The organism is Thalassotalea nanhaiensis, from assembly GCF_031583575.1.
GTDB lineage: Bacteria > Pseudomonadota > Gammaproteobacteria > Enterobacterales > Alteromonadaceae > Thalassotalea_A > Thalassotalea_A nanhaiensis.
This window is the reverse complement of the sequence record NZ_CP134146.1, coordinates 2,803,100-2,824,045: the sequence shown is the minus strand read 5'-3', so window position 1 is coordinate 2,824,045 and position 20,946 is coordinate 2,803,100. Positions and strand designations below refer to the sequence as shown.

The window sequence follows — 20,946 nt, the reverse complement described above, 5'->3', positions numbered from 1 at the left end:
TTTTTACCAAAATAAATAACGAAAAGCCTATCATCCGATAGGCTTTTTTTTACTTCATGGAAGAAGGAATGCAAATCGCCAGGGATGGCAATAGATTTGTAACTTCATGGAAGTGCTTATCCTCCCTGGCCATGGACGGTCTTAGGTTTGTATGCTAAAAACAATCATCAATTCCTTATCAATAGATTAAAATGACAATTGCAATAATAAAAGCCGATTACAATAACGAATCACACTGTAAAGACTTAATGTTTTTACTTAATGCCTATGCTGAAGACCCTATGGGCGGCGGGGCACCTTTATCTGACTACACAGTACAGAACTTATGTAATGAACTAAGAAAGCGTGACAATGTCTTTAGTTTGCTTTGTTACGTTGATGATAAACCAGCGGCAATTTGTAATTGTGTAGAGGGCTTTTCTACGTTTAAGGCAAAACCTTTATTAAATATTCATGATATGGGCGTTGTGTCAGAGTATAGAGGTTTGGGCTTAAGCCATAAATTGATGGATGAAGTTGAAACGATAGCTGTCGAAATGGGCTGTTGCAAGATCACTTTAGAAGTTCTTGAAGGTAATCAAGTAGCCAAAAATAGTTATATTAAATTTGGCTTTGAAGGCTATGAACTTGACCCTGAAATGGGCAAAGCGATGTTTTGGGAAAAAGTACTTTAATTAGTAACTCTCAATATATTTAAAATGAAATAGATTTACGCCCGGTTCGTGAGTTATTTGAGCTTGGTTTCTTCTCAGCCTTTTGACTTTTGTTCTTAGGGCTGTTTTTCGCTTTAGATTTTTTTGATGAAGAGTTTTTAGACGGTTTTTTAGCTTTGTTGGTCACAGAGTTTGGTTTTGGTTCGGCTACTGGTTTTGGCTCATCACTTAAAATAGGCATTATCGCTTCATCGTTAAATTGAACAATGTCTTCAAAATATACTTTTTTACGCTTCTGATACTCAACTTCGCCATTAAGATAAACGTAGCCCTCTGTGATAACCATTTTAGCTTCGCCGCCGCCGCCGACAAGATTAGCAATTTTAAGTAGTTTACAAAGCTCTATAGGCTCTTCATGTAATTCAATAGCTAAAACTTCAATTTCCAAAATGGTTTCCTACTAATAACAAGTCTAATAAGTTAAACATACTTTCTAAGTTTATCATTATTTGATTTTCTTCGGCATAAAAAAAACGCCCGAAATTGGGCGTTTTATAAATAGTACTGGTATAGCAAGCTGAAAGTGACAGATCAGGCTTTGCTATCTAAAGCAATAATTACTTTGGGCTTGTAACAAAGCTAACTTCATAAGTAACAAGCTCGATTGCAGCTAAATCAGTAATGCTTGCTGAACCAATACTTTGCGCCATATGGTCTGCAGTTTTGTTTGCACCATGGTTTTGTGCAAAGGTGATAATGTCTTCACCATTACATACAACGCCAAGAGCAACAGTTCTTTCACTTAAACGATGTGCTTTTAGTGTTTTAGATAAACGAAGAGTTTTATTGCTGGCTGCTGCTTTACATGTTTCAACTAAAGCATCTTCCATATATGGACTCATAGGAGCTGCTGAACTATTGAAACTTACAAGGCTTGCGCCGGCTAATAAAAGAGTAGTGGTTACTGTAGTTAATGTTTTCATGATTTTCTTCCTGTCTGCTATTTAAAATTCTGGTTATCTCCGAAGGACTAATCCATTCGGACATTGTTATTAATTAAAATTTTCTGGCTTTATTAGTGTTCTAAATAAGTAGACGGGGGAATAGCCACTTTTGGTTGCATTACTTTATTGATAGGGTGTAACCAAATATTTCAGCACCAAGTGAAATAATTAACCAATAAAAAACTGTTAATGGTTGAATTAAAGGGGATTAGAGGCTTTTTTTTGTAGAACGCTTTCTGTTAACAAAAAATAAACATTTACATTCGTCGGCAATATTTTTTATTTTTCAGTATTATTTTTTGAACCTTTCCTTTAAATAAGTAAATAATCTAAGGTTGTTTTGCTGAGCAGATAATCAATTTGTACTAAAAAACAGCATTTAAACAATTAATCACAAAATAATGGCAACTTAGTGTTGACAGTTTTTTAGCTATCCCTATAATACGCAACCACAAAGACTGGACGATTAGCTCAGTTGGGAGAGCATCGCCCTTACAAGGCGAGGGTCACTGGTTCGAGCCCAGTATCGTCCACCATTCTTTGTAGCTTTGATTTGAAATTTGTTTGGACGATTAGCTCAGTTGGGAGAGCATCGCCCTTACAAGGCGAGGGTCACTGGTTCGAGCCCAGTATCGTCCACCATTCAAATTTCGTTAAAGCACGTTTCACTCACTGGACGATTAGCTCAGTTGGGAGAGCATCGCCCTTACAAGGCGAGGGTCACTGGTTCGAGCCCAGTATCGTCCACCATCATTCTTTTTGATGTGGAAGCGAGTGAAATGATTATCTAGTAAGACCCCGGACGATTAGCTCAGTTGGGAGAGCATCGCCCTTACAAGGCGAGGGTCACTGGTTCGAGCCCAGTATCGTCCACCATCTCTTAGTTATACCATCATCGTATTTTTCAAGTTTTTCGATATTATTCGAATTTTTTGCGTGTCTGGAATTTAACTTTATCAGTTGGGAGAGCATCGTCCACTAATATTCAGACACAAAGCAGAAATACGCCATCCATGGAATTTCTGCATATAGTTATTCCAGACACAAAAAAGGCACCCCAAGATGCCAGAAAATTTGCGCTGCTTTTATTATTATAATTATTCTTTCATTAGGTCTGTTGAAATATCACAGACTCTAATTAATTTTAATTATCCTGTACGATAACTATCATGCCATCCAAATCATCTTTCATTCTAATTTGACAACCTAAACGTGAGTTTGGTTGGTGATCATCCATTGATTGCAACATAAAGAACTCATCTTCACTCATTTCAGGGAGTTTGTTTAGCCATTCATCTTCAACGGTACAATGACACGTGGCGCACACAGCATCGCCGCCACATGCACCAGGCATTCCTGGAATGCTATTTTGTATTGCCGCATCTAATAAAGTGCTGCCTTTGGCAATTTCAACTTCGTGCACTGTGCCACAGGTTTCTATAAATGTTACTTGGCCCATAAAAATCTCCCGTTTTATATATTCGAGGCATTATAAGTAATTAAAATAGTCATTACTGGTTAATACCTGCAGAACAATTTTCTTCATTTAATACCCGATAAAGATGATCGTTTTTAGCATTTAAATATGTGGTGTTTTTAACCGCTTAAGCTGTTAAAATACGCGACAATTTTTTATGTACTTATTTGTTTGATTTTATTTTCCATTTTGGCAATGCAATCAAACACTTTTTAGCGAGAATACTATGACTTTAACGACCCGTTTTGCGCCGAGTCCAACAGGCTACCTTCATGTAGGTGGTGCCCGTACAGCCCTTTATAGCTGGTTATACGCCAAGAAAAATGGCGGCGACTTTGTACTTCGTATAGAAGACACTGATTTAGAGCGTTCAACGCAAGAGTCGGTAGATGCAATTATGGACGGTATGAATTGGTTAAATCTAGATTGGAACCGTGGTCCGTTTTTCCAAACTCATTGTTTTGATCGCTATAAAGAAGTTATTCAGCAATTACTTGATACTGGCCATGCTTATCGTTGTTACTGTACTCCTGAAGAAGTAGATGCAATGCGTGAAGAGCTAAAAGCTGCTGGTGAAAAGCCACGTTACAATGGTTTATGGCGTGATCGTACTGATTACCCAGCAGATAAGCCATACGTTATTCGCTTTAAAAATCCGCTTGAAGGTTCAGTGATCATTAAAGATTTAGTGAAAGGTGATATTGAAATATCTAACAGTGAATTAGATGATTTAATCATTGCTCGCTCAGACGGTACACCAACGTATAACTTAACGGTTGTAGTAGATGACTGGGATATGAAAATAACTCATGTTGTACGTGGTGATGACCATGTTAACAATACTCCACGTCAAATTAATATTTTAACTGCCTTGGGTGCTCCGTTACCTGAGTATGCTCATATACCAATGATTTTAGGTGATGATGGTAAACGTTTATCAAAGCGTCATGGCGCCGTTGGTGTAATGCAGTATCGCGATGATGGTTACTTACCTGAAGCTTTATTGAACTATTTAGTTCGTTTAGGTTGGTCACATGGCGATCAAGAAATCTTCTCTCGTGACGAAATGATCGAGTTATTTGACTTAACTGGTTGTAACCGAGCACCGTCGGCGTTCAACACCGACAAGTTAATTTGGGTAAACCAACATTACATGAAGTCATTAGATGCTGAATATGTTGCAGAGCACTTAGCTTGGCACATGGCTGACCAAGGCATTAGTACTGACAATGGTCCTGCATTAAGTGAGATTGTTAAAGTACAAGCTGACAGAGTTAAAACGTTAAAAGAAATGGCTCAAATTTCTCGTTATTTCTATGAAGAATATCAAGAATTTGATGCTAAAGCTGCGAAGAAGCATTTACGTGGTGTTGCGCGTATGCCATTAGAATTAGTACAAAGCAAACTTGCTGCGCTTACAGACTGGACTGTAGAAAATATTCATAATGCGATTAACTCAACAGCCGAAGAATTAGAAGTTGGTATGGGTAAAGTTGGCATGCCACTTCGTGTTGCTGTAACTGGTGCTGGTAACTCACCATCTTTAGATGAAACGTTAGCATTGTTAGAACAAGATCAAATAGTGGTTCGAATTGACAAAGCGCTAGCCTACATTACTGAGCGTGAAGCAAACGCTTAATATCTTTTAAAACAAATAAAAATGGCGCTCTAAAGCGCCATTTTTGTCTCTACATTACATATACCTGGGCGCTGCCTCCACTTAAATCACTTGTTATGGCAAAGCGAACAAGACTATTGCCTTCAACAGGTCATGATATTTCTGCATTTATGCCAGTTAGTTTTGTGTTTGTGTTGACCAGCAATAGTGGTATTGGTAATTTAAAAAACTTAATTTCATTGTTTTATCTATCTGCTTACTAAGGTGTCATACTATAAATTAATCATTAAATTTTTAATGTGTTTTTCTATAGGTTGTAGGAGGGACTTTAAACCAACGTTTAAATGCCCGAGTAAAATTAGCTTTATCATTATAGCCTAAAATAGCTGATATTTCGGCGATAGGCTTAGCGGTTTCTAGTACTAATTGCTGAGCTTTGTTTTTTTTGTCCTGTTCTAACAATGTGGTTAAGTCACTATCACATCTATGTAATATACGTTGTAACTTTCTTAAATTTATTAGGCAGCAATCGGAAATTGATTCAGCGTTTGGATTAGCACCAAAATAATTTTGCTCTAATAATTTCGAAATCAACAGGTTTGGCTTTTTAGGGATCCGTTGTTTCGAATTACCTTCAATTTTACTTAATGTATGGGTTGAGACCTTATTAATAAATCGTTTTTCAATAGCTATTGCGGTATATCTGTTCGCAAATTCAAATTTACAATTGTTTTCACCAAAAGCATTATTTAAAAGGTTTTTGTCAGCTAACTTTAACTTTATCTGTTTGGGCTGCCAATTAGCTCCCAAATAATGTTTTAATAACCCAATTAAAAACGAAACTACATACTGCTCCATTTGCCAAACACCAATGTTTATGCCTGGTGTTCCTGTTCGACATAACCAAATATGATCTGTATCTTCTTTTAGCCAAAATGAAGGTCCATTAGTTATTTCGTTTTCTTGGTCTATAAAATACTTTAAAGCGTCTTCTATTAAAGGAAACTGTTTTTTAACATTGTCTGTTGATTTAAAAAAGGCTTCACAGAACTGCATTCCAATTATTGCACCTAGATTAGAAATAGCTAACTCTGCAGCTGCATTCTCTAATAATACCCATGCTGGAAGTTCTAGCATCAGGTTATTTGGATTAGCAATGTGGCGACGCGACAAACCAACATTTGTTAGTAATTTATCGGTATCCGCATTTAAGTTATCTAATGCGATAATTATCGTTTCTAAATAGCTTGTTCTTACGACATAAAAATTGTAATGCATTCAATACTTAACCAAATGTAAGTGAACTTTATTGATATTTAAAATAAATTAACAATTACCTGTCGTCAAATGACAATTTGTTGGCGGCGACATTTTTTTTTTAGTCTACTATTTGTAGTAGATGGTTAATCTGCAGTTAAATAATTAAAAATATATAGCTAATCAATGGTTTGCCATAAATTAAAATAGAAAATATCTACATAAGTAATCAGGAACATTTTTATGAAAAGATCTAATTTGAAAATAAAGTTGTCAGCGTTAGCAATTGCTAGTGTTGTTTCAATATCTACGTCGTTTTCTGCCTTTGCAGAACAAACACTTTTTACCAATGTGAATGTGTTTAACGGCACCGAAAATAAGCTATACAATAATTTGAATGTACTGGTTGAAGATAAACTTATTAAGAGTATTTCATCAGCTAAACCTGCGACTGAAGACGATGCAACGGTAATTGATGGCGCGGGTAAAACATTAATGCCAGGACTCATCGATGGCCATGTGCATATTATGATCAACTCAAACTACGATGACATTATTCCATATGAAGACCCTTACGACTTAGGCATTAAATCAGCAATTGTTGCTAAAGACTTTTTGATGGATGGTTTTACTTCTATTCGTGATATGGGCGGCCCTGCTTTTGCGGTTGCTCGCCAAATTAAAAATGGCACTATTATTGGGCCACGTATTTACCCATCTGGCTCATTTATTTCACAAACTTCAGGCCATGGTGATTTTCGTGGTCGTTTTGACTTAGGTTGGTCAGTTCGTGGTCAGCAAGATTTAGGTGTTTGGGAAAAGTTGGGCTTTGGTTCTATCGCTGATGGTGTGCCTGAAGTGCTTGAGCAAACTAGAATAAATTTACGCCATGGCGCAACGCAAATTAAAATTATGGCCGGTGGCGGTGGCTCATCAAAGTATGACCCAATTGATACTACTCAGTATTCGGTTGAAGAAACTTGTGCAATTGTAGAAGCCGCGAAAGATTGGGGCACCTATGTTGCTGCTCATATTTTTACTGATAGAGCTATAAACAGAGCACTAGATTGTGGTGTAAAAACCATGGAACATGGTTTTTTTGCCTCATTTGAAACCTATCAGCGTTTAGCAAAGGAAGGTGGTTTTGTTGTACCGCAAATGTGGGGATTATCGCCTGAACTAATGAATAACCCGTTAATGCCAAAAGATAAGCTACCATTAATAGCGCAGCTTGCAGAAATGTATAAAGATGTTGGCCGTACTATGTTAGATGCCGGTGTGAAAGTTTCTTTTATGTCTGACTGGGTTGGTGAAATTGAAAATTCCAACAGATCTCGTCGTTATGAAATATACTGGCGCACTGTAATGTTTGGTGGCGGAAAAAATAACTACGACGGTAACTTTGAAGTATTAAAGCAATTAACGTCTATTGCCGGTGAAATGCTTGCATTATCAGGTCCTCGTAATCCTGCACCTGGCCCAATAGGTGTTATTGAAGTTGGTGCAACCGCAGATATCTTGTTAGTTGATGGTAACCCATTAGAAGATATTCATGTAATAAATGGTGGCTATAAAGAGTGGTATTCTCAACCAGCACCTTCGGAAAATCCGATTGAAACGATTCAGTTGATCATGAAAGAAGGTAAAGTGTATAAAAACACCCTTTAATTCTATTTTTTGATATATTTATAAAAGGCTAGGTAACTAGCCTTTTTTTTGAATAACTATTTTTATATACCTATTTCTAAACTCCATAACATTAAAAAGAAGTATGCCTAATGTTGAAAAAAATAATTCTATTAGCGGCTCTTGTTAATATCATTGCAACAGCCAATGTGATTGCTGCCACAGAAAAACACACGAAAAACTCTGTAGAAAATTCTGGTTCAAATAAAGTAAATTGGAACTGGGAGAAGATCCTTCCTGAGCAGAAGCAAGTAAATAACCCATTTGCCAAACTAACTAAAACTCAATTAGATGACCTAGGTTATTATGTTGGGATGAAGCAAGATATTGAAGCGGTTGAAAAACAAAGTCCAAAATATGAAAAACTGCCCTTACGAAAAACTGAATTGGAAAAATTAGGTAAATATTTAACAGCACAGGGCATCGATATCGATTATTTATTGTCGCAACGCGATAGGGTTATTGAAGCTCGGACACATAATGCCATCAATGTTAATAGCTCTATAATAAATCAATTGGGTACAATTTCTGGTTATGTTATTCCAATCAAACGTGAAAACAATAAATTAGTCGAATTCTTTCTTATCGAGGAAAATCCGTTTGGTCATGCAGGACATGATCATTCCTCGCCAAACCCTAATCAAGTAATTTATGTGAACTTTAAATCGGGCATCAATGTTATGTTTAAAGAGTTAATGACATTAACAGGTGTGCTTACGAAACAAACATATTCAGCAGAAGTGACTATGGTTGATGGGCACACTACGGACATGGAAGCGAGTTATCAACTCGAATTAACGTCTTACCAACAAAATTAATTCGATTAATTTATTATAAGTTACAACAAAGATAAAATAAGAGTCGTACAATCACTAGGCTCTTATTTTTTCTTCGATATTTTCAAGAAATTTATCAAATCAATTATCGCTCAATTAACCTTTTACTTTATTTTTTGTTGCTACTAAAGTTGCAAATTTTAACCACTCACAACTTAAATAAGGCTATAATAAGCACTTACTATTTTTGGGAGAAATTTTTTTGGCATTTACAGCATTTAATCTAGACAGTCGTTTATTGAGAGCCGTTGAACATATGGGCTTTGAACAGCCAACCGATATTCAACTTCAAGCGATCCCTGCAGCAATGACAGGGCAAGATGTTATTGCATCGTCAAAAACTGGCTCTGGTAAAACCTTAGCGTTTTTATTGCCAGCTATGCAGCGTTTAATAAAGAACCGTGCTTTATCTAAAAAAGACCCTAGAGTTTTAATTCTTACCCCAACGCGTGAATTAGCCAAACAAGTGTTTTCTCATTTAAAAGCTGTTTCAGCAGGCACACAATATAAGTCGGCACTTATTTTAGGTGGTGAAAACTTTAATGACCAAGTTAAAGTATTAGATAAAAATCCTGATTTTATTGTTGCCACACCTGGGCGCTTAGCTGATCATTTATCTAAAGGATTATTTTACCTAAATGGTCTAGAGTTACTGATTTTAGATGAAGCCGATAGAATGCTTGATTTAGGTTTTGCAAAGCAATTAAAACAAATTAATGAAGCTGCCGATCATCGCAAACGTCAAACATTAATGTTTTCGGCAACATTAGAGCATGGCCAAGTAGAAGAGTTTGCCAAGGACTTATTGAAAAAACCTAAACGAATTGCTATTGGAGCCATCTCTAGTGAGCATAAAGACATTACTCAGCGCTTTTATTTATCAGATCATTTAGACCATAAACAAGCGTTACTTGAAAGTTTTATTGCCAACGAAGATTATCAACAAATGATCATCTTTACCGCAACTAGAGCCGATACTGAGCGATTAGCAAAAGAGCTAAATGACAAAGAGTTAAGTGCAGTAGCTTTAAGTGGCGATTTAGCGCAAAGCGAACGTAACCGTGTAATGGAAGCTTTCTCAAAAGGTCAAAACAAAATATTGGTTACTACCGATTTAGCCTCTCGTGGATTAGATTTAGTTAATGTCTCTCACGTGATTAATTTTGATCTACCAAAACATGCAGAAGAGTACATACATCGTGTTGGCCGTACTGGTAGAGCTGGCTCTAAAGGTGATGCAATGTCGTTTATTGGCCCGAAAGATTGGCAAAGTTATTTAAATATTAAAGCATTATTACAACAAGATATTGAGTTTTCTGTTGTTGAAGGTTTAGCGGCTAAATTTAAAGGTTTAAAACCTAAAGTTGAAAAGAAAGATAAAAGCAAAGGCAGTAAAGCCAAATCTGCTCAAAGTAAGAAGAAAAGATCTCAGCCTAAGGTTAAAAAGAAAGTTATTTTAACTGATGAAGGGTTTGCTGATATGCCAATGCTACGTAAAAAAGCAGGAAGCTATGTTGAGTCTGACGATGAGTAAAAGCTAGATAGTCCTTATCTGAATGAAGCAGTTTACAACATGGCAGTTTGCATTCCTTCATCCCTAAAAATAAAAAAGAGCTCAATTGAGCTCTTTCTTTGGTTGAAACTAAAAATTTAGGGGAGAGTAAATTCTTAGTTGAAAACTGTTAATTATGGATGTGCATCTGCTACAAGTTCAGATTGACCCACGTGGAATTTGTTGTGTTTGTTTGCTTTTAAAACACCTTTTCTATGTTGCAGAGCTGCTTCCATTTTTTTAACAGAGCTGCCAATGGCTACATACATGTCATCATCTGTTGCAGACACTGCAACTTGCTGATTTTCATAGTTAGTATTAATTTCAATTTTGTGAACGTTTTTGTCTACGGTTAATATTGCGTTAAGGGACATTAAGCTTGGGAAATGGTTTGCGATTTTTTCATATTTACTATTGATAACGTCAGTAATAGCTTCAGTAACTTCTACGTGATGACCTGAAATATTTATTTTCATATATATGTCTCCAAATTTTCAATTGAAAGGGCACTAGAATCGCGCCCTAATATAAGCATGGGGCTAATAATGAATTCTTACAAGTGCAATTACAAAAAAAAATAATAAAAATTTAAACAAATTTTATTTATTGTTAATAATCAAGCTTTTAGTGAATCATATTATTTTGTAATCGATCGTTAACCGCCTGTATGAATAAAGTCTGTCGTGTTTTTTTTATACAGTTACTCTCATTTATATATGTGATCCCATAAAGTATTTACGGGCAGGGTGTCAGGATTACTCTTTTCTGCTCCTGGTCCTAAAGGTTGTCCGTAGCTAAATTCGACAAAATTGCCGTCAGGATCTTTTATTCCACAATAATATCCAACAGGATAGGGTTCTTGCTTGCATGGCCAGGCTAAAATGCCTTCATTTATTGCTCTTAAAGCAATATCGTCAACGTCTCCTTTGGTTTCTAAGGCAAAACCTAAATGGGAAAAATCATGTTCTTGTTGGCATCTGCCTGGACCTCCTGGCAGTATAATTAGAATGAAATCTTCTTCTCTACCTTCTTCAGCTAACCAGACAATACGTTTACCATCGGGGCCGTTTGGTCGACGATCTCTGATAATTTTTAAGTCAGCATATTTTTGATAAAAACTGACACAGGCCTCTAAGTCTTTTACGTGAAGGGCGATGTGAGTGAGTGATATAGCCATTGCACTTTCCGCGGTTATTTACCTTTAAATTGGTTTGTTGTTGGGTCGTACTGATAGCCAAGTAGTGCCATTTTATGATTCAGAGCGCCTTCTTCAAGTTCATAGCGGGAAAGCAAATTCTCATAACTGTCGCACTCTATGCGCAAGCGTTCATTAATAATTCCAAGTACAATCGCGCTTTCCATGGTTAATAAATTACTTACTTCCATAAGTCACCATTAAATGAGAAACAGGGTTATTTTAATTATAGTACAAGGATTGAGAGCTAGACCCTGAAATAAATTCAGGGAGTGGTAGGGGAGTTACGCTGAACTTATCAACACCATTTGCTAAACTTGTTTCAGCATCTATCACTTCTATTCAAATAGGTGCTAGACCCTGTAATAAATTCAGGGAGGATGGCTTTACTTTAGTTGGTCCGAATTTATTCGGACGTTAAAATAAAAAAAAGCGCAAACCTGACGGTCTGCGCTTTATGAATAACAGTAAATATTTTTACTAAATATTATTACCTATTAAAAGCCACATTGACGGCCTTGGTTTTTCTCATCTAACCATACCTTAAGTGGAGCGAAGTAATCTAACACTGCACTTGCATCCATTTGCTCAGTGCCGGTAAGTACTTTATGAGCTTCTTGCCATGTTTGACTTGAACCCATTTCTAATACTTGGTTTAACTTAGCACCGGCCTCTTTATTGTTGTAAATAGAACAACGGTTAATAGACCCTTCGTTGCCAGCAATTTCACATAATGATTTGTGGAATTCAAACTGTAATATATGAGCTAAAAAGTAACGAGAATAAGGCACATTGCCAGGCACATGATATTTTGCACCAGGATCAAAGTCCGTTGCTGCACGAGCAATAGGAGCTTTAACACCTTGATATTTTTCTCTTAACTCCCACCATGCGGTATTGTAATTTTCAGGCGTAATTTCACCATTGAAAACTTTCCATCGCCATTGATCAACTAATAAACCAAATGGAATAAAGGCAATTTTTTCTAAAGCCATTTTCATTAATAAACCAATGTCTTTTGATTCATCAGGAATGGTATCAATTAGGCCGATTTCCTTAAGGTAAGCTGGGGTAACTGATAGGGCAATAGTATCGCCAATTGCTTCATGGAAGCCATCGTTAGCACTGTTTTGGAAAAACACTGACTGATCTTTGTAGGCACGTTGATAAAAGTTATGCCCTAACTCATGATGAATTGTAGAAAACTCTTCGCCGGTTTTTTGAATACACATTTTTATACGTATATCGTCTTGTGAATCAAGGTTCCATGCTGAGGCATGACAAACAACGTCACGGTCTTCGGGCTTGGTGAATAACGAACGTTCCCAAAATGTTTCAGGTAGCTTTTCAAAACCTAATGAGGTGAAGAAGTTTTCAGCCCCTTTAACCATGTCGATTTCACTGTATTCATGCTTAATTAACTGGTCTGTAACAGAGTAACCTGGATCGGCATCTTCAGGGGCTACTAAGTCGTATACGTTGCCCCAACTTTGTGCCCACATATTACCGAGAAGATGCGCAGGAATAGCTTCATCTTGAGGCACTTTATCTTCACCGTAATGTTCACCCAGTTCTGCTCGAACATGACAATGTAACGCATCATATAAAGGCTTTACTTGCTCCCATAGACGGTCTAGTTCATTAGCAAACTCATCTGCGGGCATATCGTAGTTCGAGCGCCACATAGCGCCTAAATCAGGGTAACCTAATCCTTGAGCACCTTCGTTGGCAAGCTCTACTTCTCGAACAAATAACGGTTTCATTTCTGGGCTGATTGTACGCCAACCTTGCCATGCATCTAATAATTCGTTGTAGTCACGAGACTTAGCCATTACAGAGGTTAATTGACCTAAACTTTGTTTTTCACCGCTTGCATTTGTGTAAGTACCTTTACCGTACATGCCACCTAAATCGGCTGCAATTTTGGCAAGCTCAGCACTTTTTGCTGAATCCTGAGGGGCGGGCAAAACCAGTGCTTGTTTTAAAATATTTAGTTTACGACGTTGCTCAGATCCAACTTCAACGTCATCAAACTTCGCTGCTTGTAGGGCAAAACGAACACCGGCTTCTGAATACTCTTGCGCGGCGGCAGCTGATAGTGCAGCTGTATCATCGGTAATAAAGTTTTGGTAAATCCACTCAACCTTTGAGCCGTGGTTATTTAGTTGTTCTAGTTCCTTGGCGGTATCGGCTATAAATTTATCTACGTCAGCAACGGTATATACAGTCTTAACTGGCTCAGCTGCGGGTGTATTTGATTTTTCTACGCAACCTGTTGTCGTGATTGCTGCAGCGACTAATAGTGCTGCACTGGTAAGTTTAAATGTTTTCATAGAAGTTCTGTTATTTTTAATTATTTTGGATTTAGGTAGGGGAGTATATTCGAAACTAAAGCGAAGAACAAAAAAAGAGACCCATAGCCAATTGACAGATCGAGCTAATGGGTCCAGGGAGAAGGGTTGTATAAATTAATTATGGTATAAAATGGAAAAATAGCCCGTTTTTTGAACGATATTTTTGTGTTAATTCTTCATTTATAAATTAAGAAATTTAATGCTGTTTAATTTACTTAAAAGTGACTTGTTACTTGACACTTTTATTGCTTCCTGTCATTTTAAACGAACGTTTAAAACCCTAATAAAAACTATAAAAAATATTCAAAACGGGCCATTTTATGAACACAAAAACAAAAATTTTAAATGCAGCGGAGCTTCTCTTTGCTGAAAAAGGCTTTGCTACTACTTCTTTAAGAGAAATTACCAGTGATGCGGAAGTGAATTTAGCGGCGGTTAATTATCACTTCGGTTCAAAAAAAGAGTTAATTAAGGCGCTGATGAAGCGCTACCTTGACCAACTGTCACCTGTATTGGTTAGCGCCTTAACCGAGGTCAATGAACAAGCAGAAAAACCTACTTTAGAACAAGTGTTTACCGCGTTTATAGAGCCTTTACTTACCCTTAATGACTTTAGAGAAAATGGCACTAGTACATTTTTACAGTTATTAGGCCGCAGTTATACTGACAGCCAAGGTTTTTTACGTTGGTTTATCACTACAACGTACCCGGATATTCTAGATAATTTTGTTGCTGCAGTGCATAGGGCTTATCCGGAATTGTCGTCTGAAGACATCTTTTGGCGCTTGCATTTCACTATGGGTACCGCAGTATTTACAATGTCATCAACAGGTGCACTAATTGATATTGCACAGAACGATTTTGATGAAAAAGTAGATGTGGCCGGTGTTATTCGCCGTATTATCCCTTATGTTGCCGCAGGTGTTGGCGCTCCAATAAGTAAAGTATAATTTATGTCAGCTTTAATGATCGATGTGCATGGCACATCGTTAACGGGTGAAGATAAAGAAATTATTGCTCATCCTAAAGTGGGTGGCTTAATTTTATTTAGCCGTAACTTTGAATCTATTGAACAACTAATAGCCCTCAATAAAAGCATAAAAGCGCTTAACCCAAATCTGTTGATCGCTGTTGACCACGAGGGCGGGCGAGTACAACGCTTCAGAGACGGCTTTACTAAAATTCCTGCCATGGGGAAAATCTACCAGCATGCAAGTACAATTGCATCTGCTGAAAATATCATGGCTATTGCATCGAACATTGCTTCACATATGGGCTATTTAATGGCTGTTGAAGTGCAGAGTGTTGGTATTGATATAAGTTTTGCTCCTGTTCTGGATATAGATGATATCAGTGATGTAATTGGCGACAGAGGCTTTCACAAAGACCCTACCGTAGTTACTGAACTTGCAAATGCCTTTATTCAAGGAATGAAATTGGCCGGTATGAAAACTACTGGTAAGCATTTTCCTGGGCACGGTAGTGTTAAGGAAGATTCTCATATAGCAATGCCTGTTGATAACCGCAGCAAACAAGATATATTTTCCCATGATATGTGCGTATTTAAAAAATTAATTCAACAAAATCAGATTGATGCGTTAATGCCTGCTCATGTCATTTATCCTGAAGTGGATGCCTTGCCGGTTGGTTTTTCACCTTATTGGTTGCAAACTATTTTAAGAAAAGAGTTAGGCTTTCAGGGCGTTATATTTAGTGATGACTTATCAATGCAAGGCGCAACTAGCGCCGGAGGGTATGCTGAGCGCTGTGAAGCTGCGTATGAAGCAGGCTGTGATATGCTGCTTGTTTGCAACGACAGAGTTGGTGCCATTGAAGCAATTGATAAAGCTAACTTGCCAAACCGTGCCGCTAGTATCGCTCGAGTGCAATCCATGCTAAATAAATCCAATTACAATTTTAAGCAACTCAAGAGCCAAGCAACTTGGCAAAAAAGTCAGCAGCACTTGTTCAGCTAATTTTAATCCTAAATGCCATAAAAATAATAAGAGAGCAATAGTTAATGAGAAGACATCACTTTATTTATCTTTCACCCATTGCGGCTTTGCTTTTCTATTTTTTATTGCTCAATTTAGGCTTTGAGTCAAAAGCAGCGATAACGGGTGGTATAACACTACTTACGGTCATGTTTTGGGTAACTGAAGCAATCCCCATTCCGGCAACATCCATCATCCCATTTGCATTGTTACCTATGTTCAACATTGTTGATCATAAAACGGTTGCTTCCGCATTAGGTTCCCATGTTATTTTACTTTTAATGGGCGCTTTTATGTTATCTAAAGCATTAGAGAAAAGTAATGCTCATGAGCGCTTAGCTGTTTATATGGTAAAGCTGGTTGGCGTTTCCAGTGGAAGACGTTTGGTGTTTGGTTTTATGTTTGCCGCTGCCATGTTAAGTATGTGGATCTCCAATACCGCAACGGTATTGATAATGCTTCCCATGGCGTTAGCTATTTTAAGTCATGTTGATAACCCAAAATTAAAAGTTGCGCTGATATTAGGCATTGCTTATGCATCAAGTGTGGGAGGAATAGGGACGTTAATTGGTACACCTCCGAATGTTATTTTTATGGGCATCTATGAAGAGCAAACGGGTACAGAATTTGGCTTTGTACAATGGATGAAAATAGGTGTGCCGGTTGTACTTGTTGCCATTCCAATTATGGCTCTTTGGTTAACGCGCAATGTACATTTACAGGAAAAAATTGTTTTGCCCGAGCTTGGGCCTTGGCGCAGTGAAGAACGTAGAACATTGTTTGTGTTTGCTTTTACCGCGCTTGCATGGATCACCAGAAAGGAGCCGTTTGGTGGCTGGAGCTCCTTGTTTGAAATCCCTATGGTTGGTGACAGCACTGTAGCGCTTGCCGCTGTTGTATTAATGTTTGCTATTCCTAATGGCAAGGGGTCAAGGTTACTCGACTGGGATAGCGCTAAAACTATTCCTTGGGGAATGTTACTACTGTTTGCCGGTGGTATCGCGCTGGCCAAAGGCTTCGTTGCTTCTGGCTTATCTGACATGCTCGGCCAATGGTTAACCTCTCTTGCCAATTTACCACTATTTTTAATGTTACTAACCATATGTTTAGTTGTGACTTATTTGACTGAAATTACCAGCAATACAGCAACAGCAACACTGCTAATGCCAATACTTGCCGTTGCTGCGATATCTTCGGGTTATGATGCGAAAATGTTTATGATCCCCGCGGCCATGTGCGCTAGTTGTGCATTTATGCTGCCAGTAGCAACTGCGCCAAATGCAATAGCCTATGGTACAGGTGAAATTGAGATCAAGCAGATGGTAACCGAAGGAGCAATTTTAAGTGTGTTGATTGCCACAGTAGTGGCGATGATGTGCTATTTATTGCTTGGTTAGAGGTATTTGTTAAGTCTTTTATCTACTAATTATAAAAGTAACATCGTCATTCCCCACGAGCCAAAGCGAGATGGGGAACCTCCTGAATCGTGCTGTGACTTAAAAGATAGTCTATTAAGTAAACAGCACATTGATTGATGGTAATGCTAACTTTTAAAGCAATATCATACGTCAGGAGGTCACTGACTTACTTCAGCCACGACTTTTGCATAGCCATTTGGCTTAACCAGACTAAATAAATGGCAATTACAATTACCATAACCGGCATTATTGCCCCTCCAGGACCAAATACCTCCCAGGCATTACTAATAAAGTAAGCATGAAACATTTGCACCAATACAGAGGCAAGTGAAATTATCAGAATAATTTTTGCTAATGCTTGTTTTAATAACAACAATAAACATCCTAATGCACCACCAAAAACTGCAAAGGCGAAGGCCATTGTTACCCAGATTGGTGTCGCTGGAGTCGCGCCAGGATCCTGAAGAAATGCCATTACACCCATCAAGTTCCAGAGCAGTGCCAGCACAGCGACAACTGTAAACCACTTAGGTATGTTTGTACTTGTATTTGTCATAATGACCTCTCGTTATTTTAGCTTTAGCCTTTATTTTTCATTAAGTTAACTATACGAGAGCTAAAAAATATTGCAAATAATGCGGTATACATACCATAAACAACAATCATCCATTGCGGCATAGAGTAGCCTAAAAATGACCAAGAAATTTCACCACAATCACCTGTGGCTTCAAATATTGCCGGAAACCATTCATGCAATGGCATCCAACTAGGAAAGTTAGGGATAAGGTCGCAGGTATAAAATAATGAACCAGCATTTGATTGAATATCAACATGCTCTATAGCAATTAACAGTCCCCAAATTGCACCAACAGCCCATAAAACGAATCCTATTAACCTACTGGTAAGTAGATTATTGCCAACAGCGCCAATGATACCGCCAGCCATAATCGCTAAAATTGCAACCCGTTGATAAATACACATGATGCACGGCTCAAGACCTAAGCCATATTGAAAATAAAGAGCACTGAACTCTAAACCCAAAGCTGAAATGGCTAATAGCCACCAAGAAAGTGGGTTTAAAACAAAATTATTTAAGGTTTTTAGCATTATTAATATTCCTAAATTGCTATAAATCGCTGTTTCTACAGCGAAAGTATGATAACTATTTTATGCGTATATTTCTATGAATGGTTGGTCTGAACTTATGTAGACGCAAAAGGACAAACTTAATGCCATCCATGGCAGTTTGCATTCCCTCGTCCATGAAGTAAAAAAAGCGTCCAAGGACGCTTTTTTATGCTTTATAACACATTACTTTAGTGGCTCGATGAGCTTCCACCATCTAACGTATTATGATGTTCAATTATGCCCATATCGTAAAATATGTTGGTGTATTCTACTAATGTACCTGAGTAAATCATTATTAAGCCAACAATGGTTAATACAATGGTATAAGGTATTGCCATATACACCATGCGTCCATAAGACAAACGAATTAGCGGAGCAAGCGCTGAGGTAAGCAAGAATAAGAACGCTGCTTGTCCGTTAGGCGTTGCTACCGAAGGTAAGTTTGTACCTGTATTAATTGCTACAGCTAACATATCAAACTGATCACGGGTGATCTGCCCGGCAAGCAATGCTTTTTTCACTTCGGTTATGTAAACAGTACCAACAAACACATTATCACTAACCATAGATAATACGCCATTGGCAAGGTAGAACATCACCAATTGCATATCACCTTCATAGGTGAGTACCCAAGTAATTACTGGCGTAAATAGTTGTTGGTCGATAATAACTGCCACTACCGCAAAGAACACAGCAAGTAATGCGGTAAATGGTAGTGCTTCTTCAAATGCGTGGCCAATTTGGTGCTCTTCAATAATGCCGGTAAATGACGTAGCTAAGATTATTACGGTTAAACCAATCAATCCAACAGACGCTAAATGCAATGCTAAACCAACAATTAACCATACAGCAATTAAGCCTTGGGCTAATAGTTTTGCTTTATCTGACTTAGTGCGTTGGCTTGATTCTTCTAGATCAAAATCTACTAAGATTTTGCGCACGTTAGCTGGCATTTTTACACCGTAAGAAAAGACTTTGAATTTCTCAACAAGGAAACACGTTATTAGACCAAACAATAATACAGGTAAAGTAACCGGTGACATACGAATAGCAAATTCAATAAAGCTCCAACCTGCTTGCTCACCAATGATTAAGTTTTGCGGTTCGCCAACGATAGTCATTACACCACCTAGAGCTGTACCAACACCGGCATGCATTAATAGGTTACGTAAATAGGCGCGAAACTGTTGTAAGTCATCACGGGAGTAATCAGGTAAATCATTATCTGAAGTATGGTCATGAGCATTGCTTGTTTGTTTACCTGAAGCAACCTTGTGATAAACAGAATAGAAACCAACTGCGACACTGATGATCACGGCGATTACCGTAAGTGCATCTAGAAACGCTGATAAAAAGGCACTTGAAAAACAGAATAACAATGAAACGACTATTTTAGATTTCACTTTAGTTATTATTTTAGTAAATAAAAATAATAATAAGTTTTTCATGAAGTAAATACCGGCAACCATGAAGATTAATAGTAACACTACTTCTAAATTGATGGTTATCTCATGCAGCACTTGATCTGGCGTACTCATTCCCATTGCAATTGCTTGTATTGCGAGTAAACCACCAGGTTGAAGTGGATAGCATTTTAACGCCATTGCCAAAGTGAAAATAAATTCTAATACAAGTGCCCAACCTGCAACGTAAGGCGAAATAAAGAAGAAAATAATTGGGTTTAATATAAGGAAACTGATTATTGTTAACTTATACCATTGTGGCGCTTGACCTAAAAAATTTCGGTAAATTGCCTGCAAATATGTTTGCTCCATGGAATGACCTCAGAAATATAAATATTTTATTATGATTTTTTGAATGACCTTATACTAATCTTTTACGATAACGGGGTAAATAGTGATTTTGTCGAATATTAAAAATGATATTGTCCAATATCAATAATAAAGCGATAAATAAGCTTGACAGAATCTGGTACAATCAGTTTATATTAACAGATAGCTCGCATTTATGACTCTGTGGTCATATTTTTAGGATAACAATGATAATAAAAGCTCAAAGTCCAGCAGGGTTTGCTGAACAATACATAGTAGAATCTATCTGGAATGGTGGATTCCCTCCCGGTTCAATTTTACCTGCAGAAAGAGAACTTTCAGAGTTAATTGGGGTAACCCGAACAACCTTACGTGAAGTTCTACAGCGTTTAGCCCGTGATGGTTGGTTAACAATTCAGCATGGTAAACCTACCAAAGTAAATAATTTCTGGGAAACCTGTGGTTTAAATATTCTTAGTAAACTTGCTGAGCTTGATCAAGCAGGTGTTCCTGATTTAGTTGAAAACCTATTATCAGCTCGTACTAACATTAGTGCTATTTATGTGCGTGGTGCATTGAAATCAAACCCTGAAAAAGTAATCGAATTACTTACCAACTGCATCGCAAAGAGCGACGATGTTGAAGAATTTGCACAAAATGACTATCAATTACATCATGACTTAGCGCTTGCCTCTAGTAACCCTATCTACGTGTTAGTGTTAAATGGATTTAAAAATCTATACTCGCGACTTGGTGGAGTTTATTTTGCTAATGATGAAGCCAGAGCGTTAACGATAAACTTCTATCACACGTTAATAACCTTAGCTCAGCAAGGGAAGTTTGATGAAGGGATTTTAGCTGTTCGTGAATATGGTATTGCTTCGGCGAAAGTTTGGGCTGAATTAAAAGAAGATGTTTTAAAAGAATTAGTACAATAACCATAAAAATGGTTTGTAAATAAACTAAAAAAAGCACGAAGATAAAATTCGTGCTTTTTTTAGT

20 protein-coding genes and 4 tRNA genes are annotated in these 20,946 nt (G+C 37.5%); 13 read left to right on the top strand and 11 right to left on the bottom strand.

Annotated elements, in window-relative coordinates:
- Positions 1-191: 191 nt before the first annotated feature.
- Positions 192-674, top strand: a complete 483-nt coding sequence (locus RI845_RS12345; RefSeq protein ID WP_348386469.1) for a GNAT family N-acetyltransferase — start codon at positions 192-194, stop codon at positions 672-674.
- A 19-nt stretch (positions 675-693) separates the two neighbouring features.
- On the opposite strand, the gene RI845_RS12340 is transcribed toward RI845_RS12345, so the two are convergent.
- Complete coding sequence (locus RI845_RS12340) at positions 694-1,101, bottom strand: RNA-binding S4 domain-containing protein (RefSeq protein WP_348386468.1); 408 nt, start codon at positions 1,099-1,101, stop codon at positions 694-696.
- Between the two features lie 169 nt (positions 1,102-1,270).
- The gene (locus tag RI845_RS12335) at positions 1,271-1,636 is read right to left on the bottom strand and encodes a DUF3718 domain-containing protein (RefSeq protein WP_348386467.1); all 366 of its coding nucleotides are present in this window, start codon (positions 1,634-1,636) and stop codon (positions 1,271-1,273) included.
- Between the two features lie 481 nt (positions 1,637-2,117).
- Between RI845_RS12335 and RI845_RS12330 the strand changes: the two genes are divergently transcribed.
- From RI845_RS12330 to RI845_RS12315, 4 genes are all read left to right on the top strand, one after another.
- A tRNA-Val gene (locus RI845_RS12330) sits at positions 2,118-2,193 on the top strand.
- Between the two features lie 30 nt (positions 2,194-2,223).
- Positions 2,224-2,299, top strand: a tRNA-Val gene (locus RI845_RS12325).
- Between the two features lie 32 nt (positions 2,300-2,331).
- Positions 2,332-2,407 (top strand) — tRNA-Val (locus tag RI845_RS12320).
- A 50-nt stretch (positions 2,408-2,457) separates the two neighbouring features.
- A tRNA-Val gene (locus RI845_RS12315) sits at positions 2,458-2,533 on the top strand.
- Between the two features lie 268 nt (positions 2,534-2,801).
- Here the strand turns inward: RI845_RS12315 and RI845_RS12310 are convergent.
- Entirely contained in the window at positions 2,802-3,116 is a 315-nt protein-coding gene (locus tag RI845_RS12310; protein WP_348386466.1) for a 2Fe-2S iron-sulfur cluster-binding protein, read from the bottom strand.
- A 244-nt stretch (positions 3,117-3,360) separates the two neighbouring features.
- Between RI845_RS12310 and gltX the strand changes: the two genes are divergently transcribed.
- Positions 3,361-4,773 carry a glutamate--tRNA ligase gene (gene gltX, locus RI845_RS12305; RefSeq protein WP_348386465.1) on the top strand — a complete coding sequence of 471 codons (1,413 nt, stop codon included), beginning with the start codon at positions 3,361-3,363 and terminating at the stop codon, positions 4,771-4,773.
- A 273-nt stretch (positions 4,774-5,046) separates the two neighbouring features.
- Here gltX and RI845_RS12300 read toward each other — a convergent pair whose 3' ends face one another.
- Positions 5,047-6,030 carry a helix-turn-helix domain-containing protein gene (locus tag RI845_RS12300; RefSeq protein WP_348386464.1) on the bottom strand — a complete coding sequence of 328 codons (984 nt, stop codon included), beginning with the start codon at positions 6,028-6,030 and terminating at the stop codon, positions 5,047-5,049.
- A gap of 222 nt (positions 6,031-6,252) precedes the next feature.
- On the opposite strand from RI845_RS12300, the gene RI845_RS12295 reads away from it, so the two are divergent.
- The 3 genes from RI845_RS12295 (at position 6,253) to RI845_RS12285 (ending at position 10,065) form a co-directional block, all read left to right on the top strand.
- Positions 6,253-7,677 carry a metal-dependent hydrolase family protein gene (locus tag RI845_RS12295; protein WP_348386463.1) on the top strand — a complete coding sequence of 475 codons (1,425 nt, stop codon included), beginning with the start codon at positions 6,253-6,255 and terminating at the stop codon, positions 7,675-7,677.
- A gap of 110 nt (positions 7,678-7,787) precedes the next feature.
- Positions 7,788-8,513, top strand: a complete 726-nt coding sequence (locus RI845_RS12290) for a DUF3299 domain-containing protein (protein WP_348386462.1) — start codon at positions 7,788-7,790, stop codon at positions 8,511-8,513.
- 220 nt (positions 8,514-8,733) lie between these two features.
- The gene (locus RI845_RS12285; RefSeq protein ID WP_348386461.1) at positions 8,734-10,065 is read left to right on the top strand and encodes a DEAD/DEAH box helicase; all 1,332 of its coding nucleotides are present in this window, start codon (positions 8,734-8,736) and stop codon (positions 10,063-10,065) included.
- A 152-nt stretch (positions 10,066-10,217) separates the two neighbouring features.
- Here the strand turns inward: RI845_RS12285 and hpf are convergent, their stop codons facing one another.
- The 4 genes from hpf to RI845_RS12265 all read right to left on the bottom strand — a co-directional run bounded on the left by hpf (position 10,218) and on the right by RI845_RS12265 (position 13,611).
- Positions 10,218-10,559, bottom strand: coding sequence for a ribosome hibernation-promoting factor, HPF/YfiA family (hpf, locus tag RI845_RS12280; RefSeq protein WP_348386460.1), 342 nt, complete (start codon positions 10,557-10,559; stop codon positions 10,218-10,220).
- A 230-nt stretch (positions 10,560-10,789) separates the two neighbouring features.
- Positions 10,790-11,260, bottom strand: coding sequence for a VOC family protein (locus RI845_RS12275; protein ID WP_348386459.1), 471 nt, complete (start codon positions 11,258-11,260; stop codon positions 10,790-10,792).
- Positions 11,261-11,274: 14 nt separating this feature from the next.
- Positions 11,275-11,469: a DUF4250 domain-containing protein gene (locus RI845_RS12270; protein WP_348386458.1), complete on the bottom strand. Its 195-nt coding sequence runs from the start codon at positions 11,467-11,469 to the stop codon at positions 11,275-11,277.
- Between the two features lie 306 nt (positions 11,470-11,775).
- Positions 11,776-13,611, bottom strand: a complete 1,836-nt coding sequence (locus RI845_RS12265; RefSeq protein WP_348386457.1) for a M2 family metallopeptidase — start codon at positions 13,609-13,611, stop codon at positions 11,776-11,778.
- A 341-nt stretch (positions 13,612-13,952) separates the two neighbouring features.
- Here RI845_RS12265 and RI845_RS12260 point away from each other — a divergent pair, with 341 nt between their 5' ends.
- From RI845_RS12260 to RI845_RS12250, 3 genes are read left to right on the top strand one after another with little or no spacing between them, the layout of a single operon-like run.
- Positions 13,953-14,582 (top strand): TetR/AcrR family transcriptional regulator, encoded by a 630-nt coding sequence (locus RI845_RS12260; protein ID WP_348386456.1) that lies wholly within the window; start codon positions 13,953-13,955, stop codon positions 14,580-14,582.
- Between the two features lie 3 nt (positions 14,583-14,585).
- Positions 14,586-15,608: a beta-N-acetylhexosaminidase gene (nagZ, locus tag RI845_RS12255; RefSeq protein WP_348386455.1), complete on the top strand. Its 1,023-nt coding sequence runs from the start codon at positions 14,586-14,588 to the stop codon at positions 15,606-15,608.
- 44 nt (positions 15,609-15,652) lie between these two features.
- Positions 15,653-17,023, top strand: a complete 1,371-nt coding sequence (locus tag RI845_RS12250) for an SLC13 family permease (RefSeq protein ID WP_348386454.1) — start codon at positions 15,653-15,655, stop codon at positions 17,021-17,023.
- A gap of 187 nt (positions 17,024-17,210) precedes the next feature.
- Here RI845_RS12250 and RI845_RS12245 read toward each other — a convergent pair whose 3' ends face one another.
- From RI845_RS12245 to nhaB, 3 genes are all read right to left on the bottom strand, one after another.
- Positions 17,211-17,600 (bottom strand): hypothetical protein, encoded by a 390-nt coding sequence (locus tag RI845_RS12245; RefSeq protein WP_348386453.1) that lies wholly within the window; start codon positions 17,598-17,600, stop codon positions 17,211-17,213.
- Between the two features lie 23 nt (positions 17,601-17,623).
- On the bottom strand, positions 17,624-18,151 hold the full coding sequence (gene dsbB / locus RI845_RS12240; RefSeq protein WP_348386452.1) for a disulfide bond formation protein DsbB: 528 nt from the start codon (positions 18,149-18,151) through the stop codon (positions 17,624-17,626).
- Between the two features lie 209 nt (positions 18,152-18,360).
- Positions 18,361-19,947, bottom strand: coding sequence for a sodium/proton antiporter NhaB (gene nhaB / locus RI845_RS12235; RefSeq protein WP_348386451.1), 1,587 nt, complete (start codon positions 19,945-19,947; stop codon positions 18,361-18,363).
- 224 nt (positions 19,948-20,171) lie between these two features.
- Between nhaB and fadR the strand changes: the two genes are divergently transcribed.
- Positions 20,172-20,882 carry a fatty acid metabolism transcriptional regulator FadR gene (gene fadR / locus RI845_RS12230; RefSeq protein WP_348386450.1) on the top strand — a complete coding sequence of 237 codons (711 nt, stop codon included), beginning with the start codon at positions 20,172-20,174 and terminating at the stop codon, positions 20,880-20,882.
- Positions 20,883-20,946 lie beyond the last annotated feature (64 nt).

Bases quoted from the DNA above. Each gene is read 5' to 3' on its own strand.
- RI845_RS12345 (WP_348386469.1), top strand. From the start codon at position 192: ATGACAATTGCAATAATAAAAGCCGATTACAATAACGAATCACACTGT.
- RI845_RS12335 (WP_348386467.1), bottom strand. From the start codon at position 1,636: ATGAAAACATTAACTACAGTAACCACTACTCTTTTATTAGCCGGCGCA.
- RI845_RS12310 (WP_348386466.1), bottom strand. From the start codon at position 3,116: ATGGGCCAAGTAACATTTATAGAAACCTGTGGCACAGTGCACGAAGTT.
- gltX (WP_348386465.1), top strand. From the start codon at position 3,361: ATGACTTTAACGACCCGTTTTGCGCCGAGTCCAACAGGCTACCTTCAT.
- RI845_RS12300 (WP_348386464.1), bottom strand. From the start codon at position 6,030: ATGCATTACAATTTTTATGTCGTAAGAACAAGCTATTTAGAAACGATA.
- RI845_RS12295 (WP_348386463.1), top strand. From the start codon at position 6,253: ATGAAAAGATCTAATTTGAAAATAAAGTTGTCAGCGTTAGCAATTGCT.
- RI845_RS12290 (WP_348386462.1), top strand. From the start codon at position 7,788: ATGTTGAAAAAAATAATTCTATTAGCGGCTCTTGTTAATATCATTGCA.
- hpf (WP_348386460.1), bottom strand. From the start codon at position 10,559: ATGAAAATAAATATTTCAGGTCATCACGTAGAAGTTACTGAAGCTATT.
- RI845_RS12275 (WP_348386459.1), bottom strand. From the start codon at position 11,260: ATGGCTATATCACTCACTCACATCGCCCTTCACGTAAAAGACTTAGAG.
- RI845_RS12270 (WP_348386458.1), bottom strand. From the start codon at position 11,469: ATGGAAGTAAGTAATTTATTAACCATGGAAAGCGCGATTGTACTTGGA.
- RI845_RS12265 (WP_348386457.1), bottom strand. From the start codon at position 13,611: ATGAAAACATTTAAACTTACCAGTGCAGCACTATTAGTCGCTGCAGCA.
- RI845_RS12260 (WP_348386456.1), top strand. From the start codon at position 13,953: ATGAACACAAAAACAAAAATTTTAAATGCAGCGGAGCTTCTCTTTGCT.
- nagZ (WP_348386455.1), top strand. From the start codon at position 14,586: ATGTCAGCTTTAATGATCGATGTGCATGGCACATCGTTAACGGGTGAA.
- RI845_RS12250 (WP_348386454.1), top strand. From the start codon at position 15,653: ATGAGAAGACATCACTTTATTTATCTTTCACCCATTGCGGCTTTGCTT.
- RI845_RS12245 (WP_348386453.1), bottom strand. From the start codon at position 17,600: ATGACAAATACAAGTACAAACATACCTAAGTGGTTTACAGTTGTCGCT.
- dsbB (WP_348386452.1), bottom strand. From the start codon at position 18,151: ATGCTAAAAACCTTAAATAATTTTGTTTTAAACCCACTTTCTTGGTGG.
- nhaB (WP_348386451.1), bottom strand. From the start codon at position 19,947: ATGGAGCAAACATATTTGCAGGCAATTTACCGAAATTTTTTAGGTCAA.
- fadR (WP_348386450.1), top strand. From the start codon at position 20,172: ATGATAATAAAAGCTCAAAGTCCAGCAGGGTTTGCTGAACAATACATA.